Origin of the sequence: Klebsiella sp. X13 (genome assembly GCF_003323835.1) — a bacterium.
GTDB classification, from domain to species: Bacteria; Pseudomonadota; Gammaproteobacteria; order Enterobacterales; family Enterobacteriaceae; genus Klebsiella; species Klebsiella ornithinolytica.
Window position 1 is genome coordinate 2,037,349 of the sequence record NZ_CP030874.1, and the last position, 16,763, is coordinate 2,054,111.

Genomic DNA, 16,763 nt, shown 5'->3' on the forward strand with positions numbered 1-16,763 from the left:
TTTTTGGAAGTGCTATAGCTCCTGATTATGAGCATAGTCGTAGAAAGGCGGAAATGTTAAAAAGAGTAAAAATTTTCCTTATGTCGACGTTTTAGCGTGGTTTCCAGCCGTTTTGTCTGAGGGGGGCGGGCTCTGTGATATTTTTCAATATAATAATTGGTGGTTGAATAATGTTAACCGTCCTGTGCTACGTTTAATTATAGCGACTTCTGTGCCAGCTTTTGTTTCTGAGATTCTTTCCTCAATACGACACGTCAGGCGTTAATCGCCAACTATTCTATTGGTAATAAAAGGATTGTCTGTATGTATAAAAATATCCTGGTCCCGGTTGATGTCTTTGAAATCGGCCTCGCCGACAAAGCGTTATCCCATGCTCAGTTTCTCGCGCAAAGCGCTTCCGGGCAAATTCATTTAGTGCACGTAAACCCGCTGTTTTCCCCACAGCTGACGCGCGGATTTATTTCTGATGCGCGAAAAATGGAAGACTATCTGGTTAAAAACTCAGAGGAAAAACTTGCTGAGCTGGCCAAAAAGTCCAGTCTGCCGGAAAGCGACATCCATATTCATGTCCGCAGCGGCAATATTCGTGATGAAGTGATCAAACTGGCCGACGAACTGCAGGCAGATGTGGTGATTATTGGCTCGCGTAACCCCAATATTCAGACCCATTTGCTGGGTTCCGAGGCGGCAAGCATCGTTCGTTATGCTCACGTTCCGGTTTTCGTTGTGCGTTAGGGGCGGCCTGATGCTGTTCTGATTTCCGTTACAGGAGTGAGGAGATAACCATGAGTACAGACAAACCGGCTGGCCCGTTCTACAAGCTCTCCGTCGATGAAACCCTGACCAGCACCAACAGTTCCTCCGAAGGTATTAGCAGCGCAGAAGCCGCCTCGCGGCTCCAGCAGTACGGTGAGAATGCGCTCCCCCAAAAGCCGGGCAAGCCCGCATGGCTCCGTTTCCTGGCCCATTTCAACGATGTCCTGATTTACGTCCTGCTGGCGGCCGCGCTGCTGACTGCGGTGATGGGGCACTGGGTCGATACCCTGGTGATTCTGGGCGTCGCGGTGATTAATGCCCTGATTGGCCATATCCAGGAAAGTAACGCGGAAAAATCGCTGCAGAGCATTCGCAATATGCTTTCCAGCGAAGCGGTGGTGATCCGCCAGGGGAACCATGAAACGGTGCCGACCACCGCGCTGGTGCCGGGTGATATTGTGGTGATCCGTGCGGGCGACCGAATCCCTGCCGACCTGCGGGTTATTGAAGCCCACAATCTGCGGGTGGAAGAGGCGATTCTTACCGGCGAGTCGACGGTCGTGGAAAAAAACACCGAGGCGCTGAGCGGCGATCTTCCTCTCGGCGATCGCACGAACCTGCTGTTTTCGGGGACCACGGTCAGTTCCGGCGGCGGTAAAGGCCTGGTGGTGGCGACTGGCGGAGATACCGAACTGGGCCATATCAACCAGATGATGGCGGATATTGAAAAGCACCGTACGCCGCTGCTGGTACAGATGGATAAGCTCGGCAAAGCCATCTTTATTATCATTCTGGTGATGATGGCCGCGCTGTTCGTCTTCAGCCTGCTGTTCCGCGATATGCCGGTTTCAGAGCTGATGCTCTCGCTGATAAGTCTTGCGGTGGCCTCGGTGCCGGAAGGTTTGCCGGCGATCATCTCGATCATTCTCTCTTTGGGCGTGCAGACCATGGCGCGGCAGAAGGCGATTATCCGCAAGCTGCCGACGGTTGAGACCCTCGGGGCGATGACGGTGATCTGCTCGGATAAAACCGGGACGCTGACCATGAACGAGATGACGGTAAAAGCCGTCATTACGGCGGATACCGTCTATCGGGTAGAAGGCGATAGCTATGAACCGATCGGGAATATTCACCCGGTAGATGGGGCCGGGCCGGTTGTGGTGGCGCCCGGTACGCTGCTTGAGCGCTATTTGAGGACCATTGATTTATGTAATGACAGCCAGCTTATTAAGGATGAAAGCGGGTTATGGAAAATTACCGGCGGTCCAACGGAAGGGGCGCTGAAAGTGCTGGCGGCGAAAGTCGCGCTGCCGGTGGTGGCAACCGAATTGCGCAGCAAGATCCCTTTTGATTCGCAATATAAATATATGTCGACGCTCTATCGGATCGGTAATGAAGAGATGATCTTAATCACCGGTGCCCCGGATGTGCTGTTCCGGCTTTGCCAGCAGCAGCAGACCGAGGACGGCCTGCAGCCGCTGAATCAGCCTTACTGGGAAGCAAAAATTGAAGAGTACGCGCGGGAAGGGTTGCGCATGGTCGCGGCGGCGTGGAAACCGGCGGCCAGCGGGCAAAGCGAGCTGACCCATCAGGATCTGCAGCAGGGGGTTATCCTCCTCGGTATTGCCGGAATGATGGATCCGCCGCGTCCGGAAGCGATTACGGCGATTGGCGACTGCCTGCAGGCGGGCATTCGCGTGAAAATGATCACCGGCGATCACCCGCAAACCGCGATGAGTATCGGCAAAATGCTGGGCATTGGCAATGCCGGCAATGCCATCACCGGGCGTGAACTGGAGGTGATGGACGACCTGCAGCTCAGCGAAGCCGCGCAGAAATTTGATATTTTCGCCCGTACCAGTCCGGAAGATAAATTCCGTCTGGTGCAGGCGCTGCAGAGTAAAAAAGAGGTGGTCGGGATGACCGGCGACGGGGTGAACGATGCCCCGGCGCTGAAGCAGGCCGACGTTGGGATCGCCATGGGCATCAAGGGGACCGAAGTGACCAAGGAAGCGGCCGATATGGTGCTGACTGATGACAACTTCGCCACCATCGCCAGCGCGGTCAGGGAAGGGCGGCGGGTGTACGATAACCTGAAGAAAACCATCCTCTTTATTATGCCGACTAACCTGGCGCAGGGGCTGTTGATTATTATTGCCCTGCTGGCGGGGAATTTAATTCCGCTGACTCCGGTGCTGATCCTGTGGATGAACATGGCGACCTCGGCCACGCTGTCGTTTGGCCTGGCGTTTGAGGCCGGCGAAAAGAACATCATGAAGCGTCCGCCGCGCGATCCTAAGCTGCACGTTATGGACGGTTTCGCTATCTGGAGGGTCATTTTCGTCGGCTCGATGATCGCCGTGAGCGCCTTCGTGCTGGAAGCCTGGCTCCAGCCGCGCGGCTATTCGCCAGAGTTTATTCGTACCGTCCTGCTGCAAACGCTGGTGACCGCTCAGTGGTTCTATATGCTCAACTGTCGCGTCGCCGACGGATTTTCTCTGAGTAAAGGGCTACTGGCAAACAGAGGCATCTGGATCGTCAGCGCCGTCCTGCTGGCGTTGCAGCTGCTGATTATCTACGCGCCGTTTATGCAAATGCTGTTTGGTACCACCGCGCTGCCGTTCCGCTATTGGGTAATCACTTTTGTCATCGGATTTGTGATGTTCCTGATTGTGGAAATCGAAAAACCGTTAACCCGGAAATGGCGTACCGCCTGATGTACGTCGACATGAGGATGCCTGCTGTGAAAACGTTCAGGTAAAAGGTAGGCGGGCATCGGGGAGGGGTCTTTCCCGCAGCGACCGTGGCCTTGAAGGCCACGGTCGCGCGTTTGCGGAGATGATACCGGGGGGCTTTATACGGCTCTGTAATGAGCAAAAGCATGCAAGATTAATATCTTAACCAGGATGATGAGGCGGTTCATTCCGCCTCGTCTTCCGCCACGCGTACCCCGACCTTCAGCACGTGGTCTTCCTCTTTCTCCGCCACCGTCCACAGCATCCCGGCGAACTCCACCTGGTCACCGACGACCGGCGCGGCCCCGAGCAGGTCCTGAATCACGTCCCCCAGCGACTGCTGGCGTTCGCGAAACTCTTCCCCGCCGTCAAGACCGTAAATTTGCGCCACATCGGCGAATTTTGCGCTGGCGTCGAGAATAAAGTCGCCGAAGAAGCGCTGGTCGAGCGCCACCGGCGGCGACTGGCTGAACATTTTACCCAGCGCCGGCAGATCGTGCTCGCGGCCGATCACGCAGAGAATATCGCCTTCGAGCAGGCGGGTGCTGCCGGTCGGGTGCAGCAGAACATTGTCGCGGAACAGGGCGGCAATGCGGGTTTCCGGCGGCATATGCAGATCGCGCAGCGCCGCGCCGACGCACCATTTATCGGCGCTCAGCTGGTACACAAACTGCTCCCAGGGGTTTTCCGGGTGAATATCCAGCCCGACGCGGGAAATAGGCCAGCCCACCGGCGGAACCACCACTTTGGCTTTTTTCGCCGCCCAGGAGAGGGACGTTCCCTGCAGCAGCAGCGAGACCAGCACCACGAAGAAGGCGACGTTAAAGAACAGGCGGGCGTTATCAAGACCGGCCATCATCGGGAAGACGGCGAGAATAATTGGCACCGCGCCGCGCAGGCCAACCCAGCTGATAAACACCCGCTCGCGCAGGTTAAAGCCGCGAAACGGCAGCAGGCCGGCAAAGACCGACAGCGGGCGGGCGACGAAAATCATCCACATCGACAGCAGCAGCGCCGGGATGGCGATAGGCCACAGATCCGACGGCGTGAGCAGCAGACCGAGCACGAGGAACATGGCGATTTGCGCCAGCCATGCCAGTCCGTCAAAGTTCTGCAGGATCCCGTGGCGGTTGCGAATCGGCCGGTTGCCAAGCAGGAAGCCGCACAGATACACCGCCAGAATACCGCTGCCGTCCAGCGACGTGGTGACGGCAAAAATCATAATTCCGCCGCTCAGCGCCAGCAGCGGATAGAGTCCCGTTGGGAGCACGATGCGGTTAATCATCTGCAACAGCAGATAACCGCCGCCAAGACCAATCGCAATACCGAGGCCGAACTGCTGCACGATATGCACGGCAAACATCCAGCTCAGGCCGGTTTCATGCTGCTGAATCATCTCGATAAGGGTAATGGTCAGGAACACCGCCATCGGATCATTGCTACCGGATTCAATCTCCAGGGTGGAGCCCACGCGTTCGTTCAGTCCTTTGCCGCCGAGCAACGAGAAGACCGCCGCGGCGTCGGTGGAGCCGACAATCGCGCCGATCAACATCCCCTCGATCAGATCGAGATGGAACAGCCACGCGGCCATCATCCCGGTCAGACAGGAGGTGATCAGCACGCCCACGGTCGCCAGCGAGAGGGCGGGCCAGAGCGCGACGCGAAATGAGCTCGCCTGGGTGCGCATGCCGCCGTCCAGCAGGATCACCGCCAGCGCCAGGTTACTCACCATGTAGGCGAAAGGGTAGTTGTCAAAAGGGATGCCGCCGATACCATCGACGCCGGCCAGCATACCGATGGCAAGGAAAATAACCAGAATCGGGATGCCAAGGCGCGAGGAAAAGGAACTCAATAAAATGCTACAGGTTACTAATACAGAACCCAGAATAAACAGACTAATGACCGCACCGGCGTCCAAAGTTGACGTACTCCTTACTGGCGTGAAGGTTTTATGAAAGTGACATCATTTTAACAACCTGCAGAGTATCCGAAAATGTGTAACAGAAGTTTTTATTCTGTCAGTACCGGATGTCCGCTGAGCGTTAAGGTGGTGGTGGCCGCGTTGTTCACCAGCAGCGCCTCCGCGCCGAGGGGCAGAGTCACGGTCTGCTGCTCGTGGCCGAAGTCCAGGCCGCTGATGAGCGGAACATCGAGCTGGGTGCGAAGATAGTCACAGACCTGCGGTAAATCATAGCCCGCGTCGTAATCGTTAGGCCGGGCACCGGTAAAGCTGCCGAGGACAATGGCGCGCTGATTCGCGAGGATACCACTATTGAGCAGCTGCAACAGCATTCGTTCGACGCGGAACGGATGCTCATTAATATCTTCCAGCACCAGAATACCGTTGGCGATTTGCGGCAGCCACGGCGTGCCAATCAGCGAGGTTATCATCGCCAGATTGCCGCCCCACAGGGTTCCCTGGGCCCGACAATCCGGGCCTTCGCCCTGCCACTCGAGGGTAAATTCCGGGCTGCGCAGCGCTTGCCAGAAGTGGCGTTCAGTAAACGGATCCATCGCTTCGGCGCCAAAGTTACCGGCCAGCATCGGACCGCTGAAGGTGATTATGCTACCCTTTGCCAGCAGGCCCATCTGAATCGCTGTAAAATCGCTGTGTCCGCAAATGATTAGCGGGTTCTGCCGCTGGCGTGCAACGAGGGCCTGCCAGTCGATGTGCGCCAGCAGGCGGCTGGCGCCGTAGCCGCCGCGTACCGCCAGCACGATACGATTAGCGCCTTCGAGGGTAGCCAGCTGGTTGATGTCGTTCAGGCGCTGATGCTCAGTTCCGGCAAACCGCTGCTGGCGGCGAGGGATGACCTCCTGGTGCAGGACCTGATGCCCGGCTTCCTGCAGACGTTGAACGCCGCGGTACGCTGCCTCCTGGTTGAGGCAGTAACCTGAAGGGGCGACCAGATAAAACTGAGACATGACAATTCCTTGCTAAGAATGAAAGGGTTATCATGCCGCCTGGAGCGATTATTGTCATCTCCAGGCGGCAAACTTCAGCCAATAAGGATAGATGTGTGAAATTGAGATGGTTTGTTTTTATCGTTGTATTGTTGGCCGGTTGTAGCTCAAAACAGGATTATCGTAACCCGCCGTGGAACGCTGAAGTTCCGGTTAAGCGGGCGATGCAGTGGATGCCGATCAGTGAAAAAGCCGGCGCGGCGTGGGGCGTTGATCCGCAGCTGGTGACTGCGATTATCGCCATTGAATCCGGCGGCAACCCGACGGTTATCAGCAAATCCGGTGCAGTAGGCCTGATGCAGCTGAAGCCTTCCACATCCGGGCGCGATGTCTACCGGCGCATGGGCTGGCGCGGCGAGCCGTCGGTCAGCGAGCTGAAAAACCCCGAACGTAATATCTCGATGGGCGCGGCCTATCTGAGCATCCTTGAGAATGGCCCGCTTGCCGGGATTAAAGATCCGCAGGTGATGCGCTATGCGGTGGTGGTCTCCTACGCCAACGGCGCCGGGGCGCTCCTGCGCACCTTCTCCTCGAATCGTCAGGATGCGATTGACGAGATTAACGATATGGATGCCGATGAGTTCTTTGAGCACGTGGTGAAAAAACATCCGGCTCCGCAGGCTCCGCGCTATATCTGGAAGCTGCAGCAGGCGCTGGACGCCATGTAGCCGCTTCCGCTCGCGCTGCGCTTCACGGTGACACATCGGGTGTCATTCGCAGAGCCCGGCGCGAGCGGAACGTTTTTCAGACAATCCTTAGAAGTCGTAGCCGACGGTGGCGGTCACGCTGCGTTCGGCTCCCCAGTAGCAGTTGCCGGTTCCGTAGCAGCCGGAGAGATACTCCCGGTCGCTGAGGTTATTGGCATTAACCTGCACAAAAGCTCCTTTCAACGACGGCGACCAGACGCCGAGATCGGCGCGCACCATCGCATCCAGTAAGGTGACCGACGGCAGGCGCTCGGTATTCGCATCATCCGCCCACTGTTTCCCGATATAGCGTACGCCGGCCCCGGCGCTGATCCCTGCCGGGAACTGATAGCGCGCCCAGAAAGAGGCCATCTGATCCGGCGTCAGCTGCGGCGTGTTGTCGTTAGTCCCATCTTTAGTGTCCTGGAAGCGCAAGCGGTTCCAGGTGTAGGAGGCGAGGGTGCTCAGCTCAGGCGTAATCTGGTTGTGCATCTCCAGCTCCACGCCCTGAGAGTGAACTTTTCCTGCGGGAATAAAGGTCGCGGTGGCGATGTTTGGATCGCGCGTCGCCACATCTTTTTGCGTTAAATCGTAGATAGCGATGCTGTACATATCGGCGGAGCCCGGCGGCTGGAACTTCAGTCCCGCCTCCAGCTGTTCTGCCGTGGTCGGTTTCAGCAGGGTGCCATCGGCGCCCGGCAGCATCGCTGGGGTAATCGCCTGGCTGTAGCTCAGATACGGCGAGAGGCCGTTTTCCAGCGCATACAGCAGCGATGCCCGGCCGCTGATATGGTCATCGGAGCGGCGGCTGGAGGTGCCGAAGGTATCGCTGACCTGTTGCGAAACAATGCGATCGTAACGGCCGGAGACATCCAGATGCCAGCGCGCCCAGACCATTTCGTCCTGCAGATAGAGCCCGGTCTGGTAGTAGCGGCGGTTGTTGTTATCGCTGTAGGTCACGGTATGCCCGGTCTGCGCGGTATAGCCGCTGAACGGATCGAGAGGCGACGCGCTGCCGGCGCCGGTCCACAGATCGTTGCGGAAACGGTGATATTCCCCGCCGAGGATCAGCGTATGGGCCAGTTCGCCGGTGGTGAAATCGGCGCGCAGGCGGTTGTCGGTTGACCAGGCATCCAGCGAGCCGCGCGAGCCGCTGTAACCGCGCGCCAGACTATCGCTGTCATCAATCCAGCCGACCTGATACACCTGATCCAGCGATACGTTGGTGTGGGTATAGCTTCCGGCGGAGTAGGCGGACCAGACGTCATCAAACTGATGAGTGAACTCGTAGCTGTAGATCTGCTCGCGGCGCTGATACCCGTCTGACGGATCGCCTTCGTTGGTGCTGGTGGAGAGCTTACGTCCGTTGTGAGCATAGCGGGTGCCGTCCAGCGGCAGCGAGCCGTGATAGCCGCCCGACGGATCTTTTTGCAGGTAGGCGCGCAGCAGCAGCGAGGTGTCGGTATCCGGCTGCCAGAGCAGGGAAGGTGAAATGGCGTAGCGCTCTTCGCGGGTATTATCGTACTGGGTATCGCTGGTGCGCGTCATGCCGATAATCCGGTAAGCCCATTGATCGTTGAGGGCATCGGTATAATCGAAGGCGGCCCCTTTGGTGTTCTGCGTCCCGCCGCTGAGGCGGAAATGGCCTTCCGAGGTAAACTGCGGGCGTTTCGAGGTCAGATTCACCACCCCGCCCGGCACGCTCTGACCGTACAGCGCCGAAGAGGGGCCCCGGATGACGTCAACCCGTTCAACAAACCAGGGATCGATTTGCAGGACGTTGTGGCTGCCGCCGTCGCTCATCAAGCGCATGCCGTCGAGAAACAGGTTATCAACATCACCGCCGTGGTAGCCGCGTAGCGATACCGTATCAAAGCGGGTCGCGCCGCCGCCGAAGCTGGAGTAAACCCCCGGGGTGTATTCCAGCGCCTGGCTGATGGTATTGGCTCCCTGATCATTCATCTGTTGACGGGTGATGACGGAGACCGATTGCGCGGTGGTAATCAACGGCTGATCGGTTTTCGTCGCGCCAGCGGAGGTTTTGGCACTATAGCCCTGCGTTGGCGAGATGGCTGAGTCGATGGGTTGTGCGGTGACGATAACCGTCTCTTCCGCCAGGCTGGCAAACGGGAAGACGGTGGCCAGCGCGTACAGCAGCGCCGGGCGTTTGAAAATGACGCGAGCGGTCATGACATAATCCTGAGTTGACGTAGCCTGGTACTCCTGTACGCCACCACGCATAAAAAACGAAAGTGTCATCTCTCGTAAAAAAGTAATGCGAATTATTATCGTTCTGTTTTTGATTATCAAGGCGGGATTGGTAAATATGAAAATGAAAACCCATGAAAAACTTAATGTTTATTTGACAGGACGGTGATAAACAGCGGATTAAGCGGCGATGGAAACCTGAACTGGCTACCTGATTTGGTAGCCAGTGGTTGAGGGTGGAGGGGATCAGCGGCGACTGTCTAAGCGCATCATGGCAATGGCTCTCCAGGGGGTGGCAAGGAACGGCATCGCAGAAAGAGCCTGCAGCTCCTCTTCCGTCCCTCCATCACTGAAGATGATCGCCTGCACCCGGCTGAGTGGCCAGTCTACGGCAGGTCGGTCGAGCAGTCGGAATGTATCGCCGCAGCGGGCTTCGCCAGGCGCTATCACCCGATAAAACCAGCCGTTGCGCGACTGTTGATGCATCAGTTCTGGAGCATCAGGATCCTGCAAACGGGTCGCCATCGTTTGACAGGCAACGCGCCCCCAGGAGACCTGTACTTCGGCAGCGCCAAGACGAAAGACATCGCCCGGACATACGTTAGCTTCCGTCATGCCATAAGTGGACAAATTTTCCCCAAACAGGCCGGCGCAGAGGCGCTGCCCGGCCTGCGCGGGATATCGCTCACGCCAGAAATCGTAATGTTCCCGGGCATAATGCATGAGCGCGCAATCGGGATCCTGAAAATGTTCCCGGATGCCGTTCTCGGCTTCCAGTCCATGCGTATTGAAATACACGCTGCCGCTTAACGGCACTTTGTGCACTGACCCGTCCGTCCGACGTTGATTGCCGAGGATTGTATGCAGTATCACTTTAAAATCTACGATCATAAGGATCTCCTTCATTTTTCCACCGAGTGGAGAAATGAATCAGAATTTGTATTCCACGCCGGCCCAGAAATTACGACCTTCTTCGATAAAACCTTCGCTGTAGTAATAGCGCGTATCGAAGAGGTTATTGACCGATGCATTGACGCTAAAGCCGTGGCCTATTGCGTAATCGGCGCGCAGGTGGGTGATGGCAAACCCTGGCGCTTTTTGCGAACCATTGCTGTTGCTGTAGCTAGAGGAGCGCGCTTCTTCAGAAAGGGTGAGCTGCAGCGGCGCAATCGGTTTTAGTGTCAACCAGGCGCTGAGCGTCTGGTTTGGCAGGTCGGTGACTTTGCCCGCCTCTTGCCTTTTGCTATCGGCATGAATCAGGCCATAGCTCAGACCGACATCGAGCATTTCAAACGGTGACCCTTTGATCCCAAGATCCAGACCGGTATAGTCGACCCGGCCGCTGTTCTGGTTCTGGACCGTATCAGCATCGATATTAATCGACAAAATGGCGTCACTGACGCGGTTATAGTACGTGCTTATCTCATAGGCCCAACCGTCGGTGATATGGCCATTCCAGGTCAGGTCGATGCTGCGGGCCCGCTCTGGTTTCAGGTAAGGATTCACAAGGGCAATCTGGTCTTTCGCGGGTTTTGAGGTCGTGTAGCGCTCTTTGAGCGTCGGGAAACGGGTACGGTCGGACCAGGACAGGGCCAGCGTATCTTCGTTGGCGAAATGATAGCGGGCCATCGTTTCCCAGTTGAATGCGTTCTGCCTGTTTTCGTCGTAGCGGGTCACGCTGCTGTTCTTTTCGTGTTTCATTCCTTCGAGACTGTTGCGCCAGTCATAACTCATACCGGCGACGATATCGAGATTATCTGCGGCTTCCCATTGATATTCACTGGCGAGAGACCAGGTCCGATCTTGATAGCGATCGTAAGGGCCGTCGGTGCTGCTTTTTTCTCTGTGGACATCATCTTTCCAGTTCACGCCGAAAGAGAGCTGGTCGCGATGACGTACGTCTGCTGAAAGCTGTAAACCTGCGCCAGTGCTGTAATCGCTATAGTGGCTATAGTTGCCGTTTTTGCTGTGCAGATCGGCCAGCGAGTTATACATCATCAGGGTGTTTTTGAAGGTATCGCGATACAGGCGGCTTTTCAGCGTGAAGCGGTCGCCGAGGTGAGTTGTCCCTTGATAGTAATAGCTTTCTTTATCGTACTCTGGCCACTGCCAGTAGCGTGATTTTTGCGAGCTGTTCCCGGCATAAGGTGGATTCTGCTTTTCGCCATCCTGCTTGATCCAGGTAAAAGCATATTCATCGTTTCCCCGAGGGGTAAAACCGAGTTTGAAGATCCCGCGCTTATCATCGCTCGCCGAGTTGGTCATCTTGCCATCTTCACCCGCGAGAGGATTCGTTGTCCCGTGGGGCAGAGCAAGGAAATCCCGTTTCAGGCGGCTACCGCTGAGCTGGATATAGCCCAGTTCGTTGCTTGCCCCGAGAGAAGCATGCGTATCATAGGCGCTATCCTCGCTACGGCTCCAGCCCTGGCGATAACCGATACTGGCCTCCAGCGGTTTGCTCGGGCGCGGCGTGGTAATATTGATGGCGCCGCCCATCTGGTTTGGCCCCTGCAGCAGCGAGGAGTAACCCTTCGACACTTCCACTGACCCGATGTCCGATGTGAGAAAACGCCCGAGGTCGAGATTACCGTCGTAGGGGACATAGATTGGCACGCCGTCGAAAAATACCGGGACCTGGCGACCGTCAAACCCGCGAACTTTGACCTGGAGTTCATTCCGCCCACCTGATTTTTGTAAAACAACACCGGGCATGACGGACAACGCGTGCGCCACATCCTGCTTATCCAGACTCTGGATGGTGTCTGTCCCGAGGATATTCGTTGTCGCAGCGGGTACGGAACTGGACCATACGGTCATCGATTCTTCCGGCCGATCCCCCCACGCGACCTGACTTAAGCTCAAACTTATCAATGTGCAAAGATAACGTTTCCTGACTCTCATTTTTATTATTCCTGTTTTGGTTATTTTTATTTTGAATTGTCTGGCCTCAGTCGAACCTGAATATCAGCCGGTGGCGCATACCACGGCGCCGAAGTAATAAACAATTCAATTCCACAATCGAGGTACTGACAAAGGCTGGCGAGGGTCATTCCGCCGGTCAGTGCCAGCGTGCAAAGCGGGGCGATATGGCGGGCTTGATCTGAGACCTCGCGGGCCTGCTGAGGCGTAAATTTATCAAGTTGCAAAATGTCGGGTTGTGCTCGCAGCGCAGCCAGCGCTTCTTCCGGCGTATCGGCTTCCACGGCCACTTTTTTTTCGGGTGAGCGTCGACGCAGCAGATCTATGGCGTGGGCCCAGTCGCCGTCGTCGGTAAGGAAGCGACGATGGTTCGCGAACAGCAGCAGCGTTTCGGCGCAGCCAGCACGATGGATTAAGCCGCCTGCGGCGACGATCGCCTGGGTGCCTAGCAGCCGCGTGCCGGGGATGGCCTTGCGGGTACAGGCAATATGCGCGTTGGGAAGTCGGGTATGCAGCAGGGCCAGCATCTGCGCAACGTAGGCCGATACGCCGCAGCTCCACTCCAGCACATTTTGCACGGCTTTCCAGCCCTGTTGCAGCGCACATGCGCGACCGGTCGCGCGCAGCAGCACCTCGCCTGGCCTTGCCTGGGCGCCATCTTCCAACCGTGCGGTGACCGTTAACCCGAGGCTTCGCAGCATCTGCGCCGCCGGCGCAATGCCGCTCACGCAGCCGCCCTGACGATGGCGAAACTCCATTATTCCCGCCTGGTTTCCCGTTCCCAGCGCGCGGGTCGTCAGGTCTCCGCCTTGAATATCTTCCATCAACCATGCATCGGTTAGCGCCTGAGGTATGTAGATCATGCTCTTTCTCCGCAATCCCAGGAGATCAGCGCCCAGTCACGGGTAGCGGGCGCGATGGCCTGCGGGGCCTGCTGTTGGTACCAATGGTGAAGCCGTGCTCGCTCTTCATCACTGAGTACGCCGAGCGTCCACTCAACATTTTCTTCGAAGCGTTCGTAGGTGCTGTTATCGCGCTGACAGTTGCGGCCACGGATAAAATCGACCCGCGCCTGAATCCCCATCTGATAGAGGATGTTCAGCGCGTAAATGTAATTTGGCAGTTCGATAACCGCGCGACCCAGCGCGCGTTGGATGGCCGGCGACATAAATGTCGGGCTGACGAGATGTGTGGTATAGACGCGTAGTCGAGCCTGTTGGTGGAGTTTAGTCATCGCTTCCTGCATATCGCCAACTAGCGTTGAGCGGGAGGCGACGGCAATGTCGCAGCGGGGAATATCGTGCCACGATGATTCCCACGCGCGGCAGTGCCAGTGAGCATGGGTGATGCCCATTTGCGAGGCACGCCTTGCGGCAACGTCGAGCATCTTCGGGCTGTAATCGACGCCGTGCACGGCGTGAAGTTTATCAGCCAGCGCCAGCGATACGGTTCCCGGCCCGCAGCCCATATCGAATAAGGTCTCTGCGCCGGTGAGATCGATTTTTGCCAGCAGCTGTACAAGGTAGCTGTCCGCTGGATCGCTGCAACTGATGGACATTTTCTCCGCCCGGGCGTCCCAGTGGGCAGGGGATTTTTCCGTGCGACCGGCAAATCTGAGCTGTTGTCGGTATAGTTCTGCAAAATCAATATCATCAATAAGCATAATCATTCCTGAAAGTGAGGGTTGCCAAGGTGGTGACGAATCTGGGCGGGGGTAACGCCATAGAGCCCGGCGAGGTTATCTGGCTGAAGCTGGGTTGACGGTGGTCCGTGGCTGACAAGCCCATCCGCTTCAACCCGGATAACCGTGTCGGCAACGGCGAGAGCGTGCAGCGGATGATGGGTTGCCATCAGCAGGGTCATGCCGTTTTGGCGAAGTTCACGTAGCGTGTCGAGCAGGCGAATCTGATGGCCAAAGTCGAGGCTTGAGGCGGGTTCATCCAACAGCAACAGCCGCGGCCGCTGCGCCAGTGCGCGGGCGATAAGCGCCAACTGGCGTTCGCCACCGCTCAGCGTGGCCCAGTTCCTGGTTGCGAGATGGGCAATGCCGAGCGTCTCCAGCTGGGCTAAGGCGATATGGTGTTCGCTCTTGATTGGTTGGGAAAAGGCGCCGATGTAGGGGCTTCGTCCCATCAGGACCATCTCCAGCACGCTAAAAGCGAAGGCTCCGTCGTGGGCCTGTGGCACCCAGGCGACGGCGCGCGCACGGTCACGAGGGGTCATTTGTGCGATGGCGATGCTGTCTATCAGAATCTGACCAGAGAGCAGGGGAAGGAGCCCGAGAATACTGCGCATCAGCGTGGTTTTGCCGCTGCCATTGGCGCCCAGCAGACAGCATACCGAGCCAGACGTCAGAGAAAATGACACTTCGCGGAGAACCGTGCGTCCCGGGTAACCCACGCTGGCATGCTGAATCGTGAGCCGTGTCATGGGCGGTTTCCTCGCAGCAGCAGCGCCAGAAAGAACGGCGCGCCGACAAATGAGGTCAGAATTCCCAGCGGGATCTCGGTTGCACTCAGCCCGCGAGCCAGGGTATCGGTGAAGAGCAGCAAGATTGCGCCGATCCCCATTGCCACCGGCAGCAAACGCTGGTGATTACTGCCGGTCAGCAGGCGTCCGGTATGCGGAACAATCAGTCCAATCCAGCCAATAATACCGGCAATGGCTACCGCGCTGGCGGTGGCCAGAGTCGCGCAGACCACCACAATCAACCGTAAGCGTGCGACATCAATGCCCAGAGAACGAGCCTCATCATCGGACAGCGTCAGCAGGTTAAGGCGCCAGCGTAGCAGCCATAGAGGCAGGCAACCGATAATCATCAGCGGAGCGGCAAAGGCCAGATCGCGCAGGGTAATATCCGCTAAGCCGCCCAACAGCCAGAACGTAATAGAGGGAAGCTGAGTATAAGGATCGGCCAGGGTTTTAATCAGTGAAATGCCCGCCCCGCATAGCGTGCCGAGCGCAATGCCTACCAATACCAGCGTCAGCGCCGGATCGTGGCGCGTGATGGCGCGGGCCAGTATGCCGGCACTCAGAACGACCAGCAGGCCACCGCAAAAGGCCAACAGCTGGATATAGAATATCGACAAGCCCAGCCAGATGGCGAGACAGGCGCCCAGACCGGCTCCGGCGGCCACGCCCAGAATATCCGGCGAGACCAGGGGGTTACGAAACATGCCCTGATAGGCCGCTCCCGCAGCGGAGAGCGACGCGCCGATGGCAAGGGCGGCGATAATTCTCGGCAGGCGGATTTGCCAGAAGACGATACTTGCCTGGGGAGGAAGCGACGCGCTATGGGGAGTGAATAAGAGCTCGAACAAACGCCCGACGGTGAGATTCCACGGGCCAGTCAACAAGGCGCCGGAGATAGTCAGTAGCGCAGCCAGCAGCAGTATGAGACTTAGCGTAGATAGTTTCATGCTGAATGCATCAATGTAGCATAGCGGGCAGGCGTTAACGCTGCATGCCAGAAGAGCGAGCTATAGCGAGTTAAATCATCCTGCAGCGAAGTCTGGATCCGTGGGTCGAGCCAGGCATGAAGCCGGCGCATCCCGGCAAGACGGTTAATGCCCGGTGGCGCATCCAGCCAGCCAAACGGCAAACCATCAAGCAGTAGCACCTGCCGTTTCGCAGCGGCGCTGACTCCCTTCCATGCAGGATCCTGCAGAATGTAGTTTCGCGTCGTCACATTTTGGGTCAGGATGATATCCGGTTGCCAGGCCAGCAGATTTTCCAGAGAGACCTGGGTGAGCCCGCTGCGTCCGGCGACGCGGGCAACGTTTTCCAGCCCCAGCAGCTCTGCCGCCTCGGTATGCAGCGATCCCGCTAACCCTGTCTCCAGTCCCTTCGCCCCGCGGGCGGCATAAAAGCGCGTCCGTGCTCTGGAACCGCTTGAAAAGGCCTGAGCGTCGGCGATGAATCTCTGCGCCAGCGCCGCCTGCCGCCGCGTACGGGCTTCGGTCCCAACGATATCGCCAATCGTAAGCAGCTGCTGGGCTGATGAGGCCAGGTTTCCGCCGATCAGTACCCACGGAATCTTGCTACGTTCGCTGACCCGTTGTGCCTGAGAGACCCAGCTGTCGTCTACATTGCCGCAGTCCACCACCAGATCGGGTTCAAGCGCGAGCAGCGTCTCCAGCGATAGCGTGCTGGCGTGTCCGGCAAGTCTCCCCAGTCTGGGAAGTCGGGCGAGGTCCGCCGGGACGGGGGCATCCGGGAACTGAGAAAAATCAAAAGAGGAAAATCCCAGCAGCTTCTCCGGCGCTGCCGCAAGCAGCAACATGTCGGCAGGTGCCCCGGCGCTGATAATCCGACGAATATGAGCGGGAGCGGGGCGTTCACCAACGTGCAAAGCCAGCGGCGTAGCCGCCGTCCCCTCCAGGGTGGGGAGACACAGGAGCAGGCTTAGCGCCTGGATAAAGGTGCGGCGGGATAGAGGCATAAGTTTCTTTCCTGAAACAATAAGATGAAAAAATCGCTATATATTTACATATAT

Annotated in this window: 12 protein-coding genes and 1 pseudogene; 3 read left to right on the forward strand and 10 right to left on the reverse strand. The window is 57.5% G+C overall.

Annotation, left to right across the window (positions count from 1 at the left end; all coding sequences use genetic code 11):
• Positions 1 to 303: 303 nt before the first annotated feature.
• Both DSD31_RS09725 and DSD31_RS09730 read left to right on the forward strand, forming a co-directional pair.
• On the forward strand, positions 304 to 735 hold the full coding sequence (locus DSD31_RS09725; RefSeq protein ID WP_004863814.1) for a universal stress protein: 432 nt from the start codon (positions 304 to 306) through the stop codon (positions 733 to 735).
• 50 nt (positions 736 to 785) lie between these two features.
• Entirely contained in the window at positions 786 to 3,473 is a 2,688-nt protein-coding gene (locus DSD31_RS09730; RefSeq protein WP_015584035.1) for a cation-transporting P-type ATPase, read from the forward strand.
• A 268-nt stretch (positions 3,474 to 3,741) separates the two neighbouring features.
• On the opposite strand, the pseudogene DSD31_RS09735 reads toward DSD31_RS09730, so the two are convergent.
• Together DSD31_RS09735 and ldcA are read right to left on the reverse strand one after the other, a co-directional pair.
• Positions 3,742 to 5,409, reverse strand: a pseudogene (locus DSD31_RS09735) (potassium/proton antiporter); the annotation flags it as partial.
• A gap of 92 nt (positions 5,410 to 5,501) precedes the next feature.
• Complete coding sequence (ldcA, locus tag DSD31_RS09740; protein ID WP_004863802.1) at positions 5,502 to 6,416, reverse strand: muramoyltetrapeptide carboxypeptidase; 915 nt, start codon at positions 6,414 to 6,416, stop codon at positions 5,502 to 5,504.
• A 95-nt stretch (positions 6,417 to 6,511) separates the two neighbouring features.
• Here ldcA and emtA point away from each other — a divergent pair, with 95 nt between their 5' ends.
• Entirely contained in the window at positions 6,512 to 7,123 is a 612-nt protein-coding gene (gene emtA / locus DSD31_RS09745; RefSeq protein WP_015584038.1) for a membrane-bound lytic murein transglycosylase EmtA, read from the forward strand.
• Positions 7,124 to 7,210: 87 nt separating this feature from the next.
• On the opposite strand, the gene DSD31_RS09750 is transcribed toward emtA, so the two are convergent.
• From DSD31_RS09750 to DSD31_RS09785, 8 genes are all read right to left on the reverse strand, one after another.
• Entirely contained in the window at positions 7,211 to 9,331 is a 2,121-nt protein-coding gene (locus DSD31_RS09750; protein ID WP_004863797.1) for a TonB-dependent siderophore receptor, read from the reverse strand.
• A gap of 264 nt (positions 9,332 to 9,595) precedes the next feature.
• Entirely contained in the window at positions 9,596 to 10,240 is a 645-nt protein-coding gene (locus DSD31_RS09755) for an MOSC domain-containing protein (protein ID WP_032717117.1), read from the reverse strand.
• A 39-nt stretch (positions 10,241 to 10,279) separates the two neighbouring features.
• A complete protein-coding gene (locus DSD31_RS09760; protein ID WP_113991007.1) occupies positions 10,280 to 12,250 on the reverse strand; it encodes a TonB-dependent receptor plug domain-containing protein in 1,971 nt (656 codons plus the stop codon).
• A 26-nt stretch (positions 12,251 to 12,276) separates the two neighbouring features.
• Positions 12,277 to 13,131: a ModD protein gene (gene modD / locus DSD31_RS09765; RefSeq protein ID WP_015584040.1), complete on the reverse strand. Its 855-nt coding sequence runs from the start codon at positions 13,129 to 13,131 to the stop codon at positions 12,277 to 12,279.
• Positions 13,128 to 13,931, reverse strand: coding sequence for a class I SAM-dependent methyltransferase (locus DSD31_RS09770; RefSeq protein WP_113991008.1), 804 nt, complete (start codon positions 13,929 to 13,931; stop codon positions 13,128 to 13,130). Before DSD31_RS09770 ends, modD begins: the two co-directional genes overlap by 4 nt.
• Before the next feature lie 2 nt (positions 13,932 to 13,933).
• Positions 13,934 to 14,698 (reverse strand): ABC transporter ATP-binding protein, encoded by a 765-nt coding sequence (locus tag DSD31_RS09775; protein WP_113991009.1) that lies wholly within the window; start codon positions 14,696 to 14,698, stop codon positions 13,934 to 13,936.
• Entirely contained in the window at positions 14,695 to 15,687 is a 993-nt protein-coding gene (locus tag DSD31_RS09780; protein ID WP_048024013.1) for a FecCD family ABC transporter permease, read from the reverse strand. The genes DSD31_RS09775 and DSD31_RS09780 overlap by 4 nt, the downstream gene beginning before the upstream one ends.
• Positions 15,684 to 16,709: an ABC transporter substrate-binding protein gene (locus tag DSD31_RS09785; RefSeq protein WP_113991010.1), complete on the reverse strand. Its 1,026-nt coding sequence runs from the start codon at positions 16,707 to 16,709 to the stop codon at positions 15,684 to 15,686. The genes DSD31_RS09780 and DSD31_RS09785 overlap by 4 nt, the downstream gene beginning before the upstream one ends.
• Positions 16,710 to 16,763 lie beyond the last annotated feature (54 nt).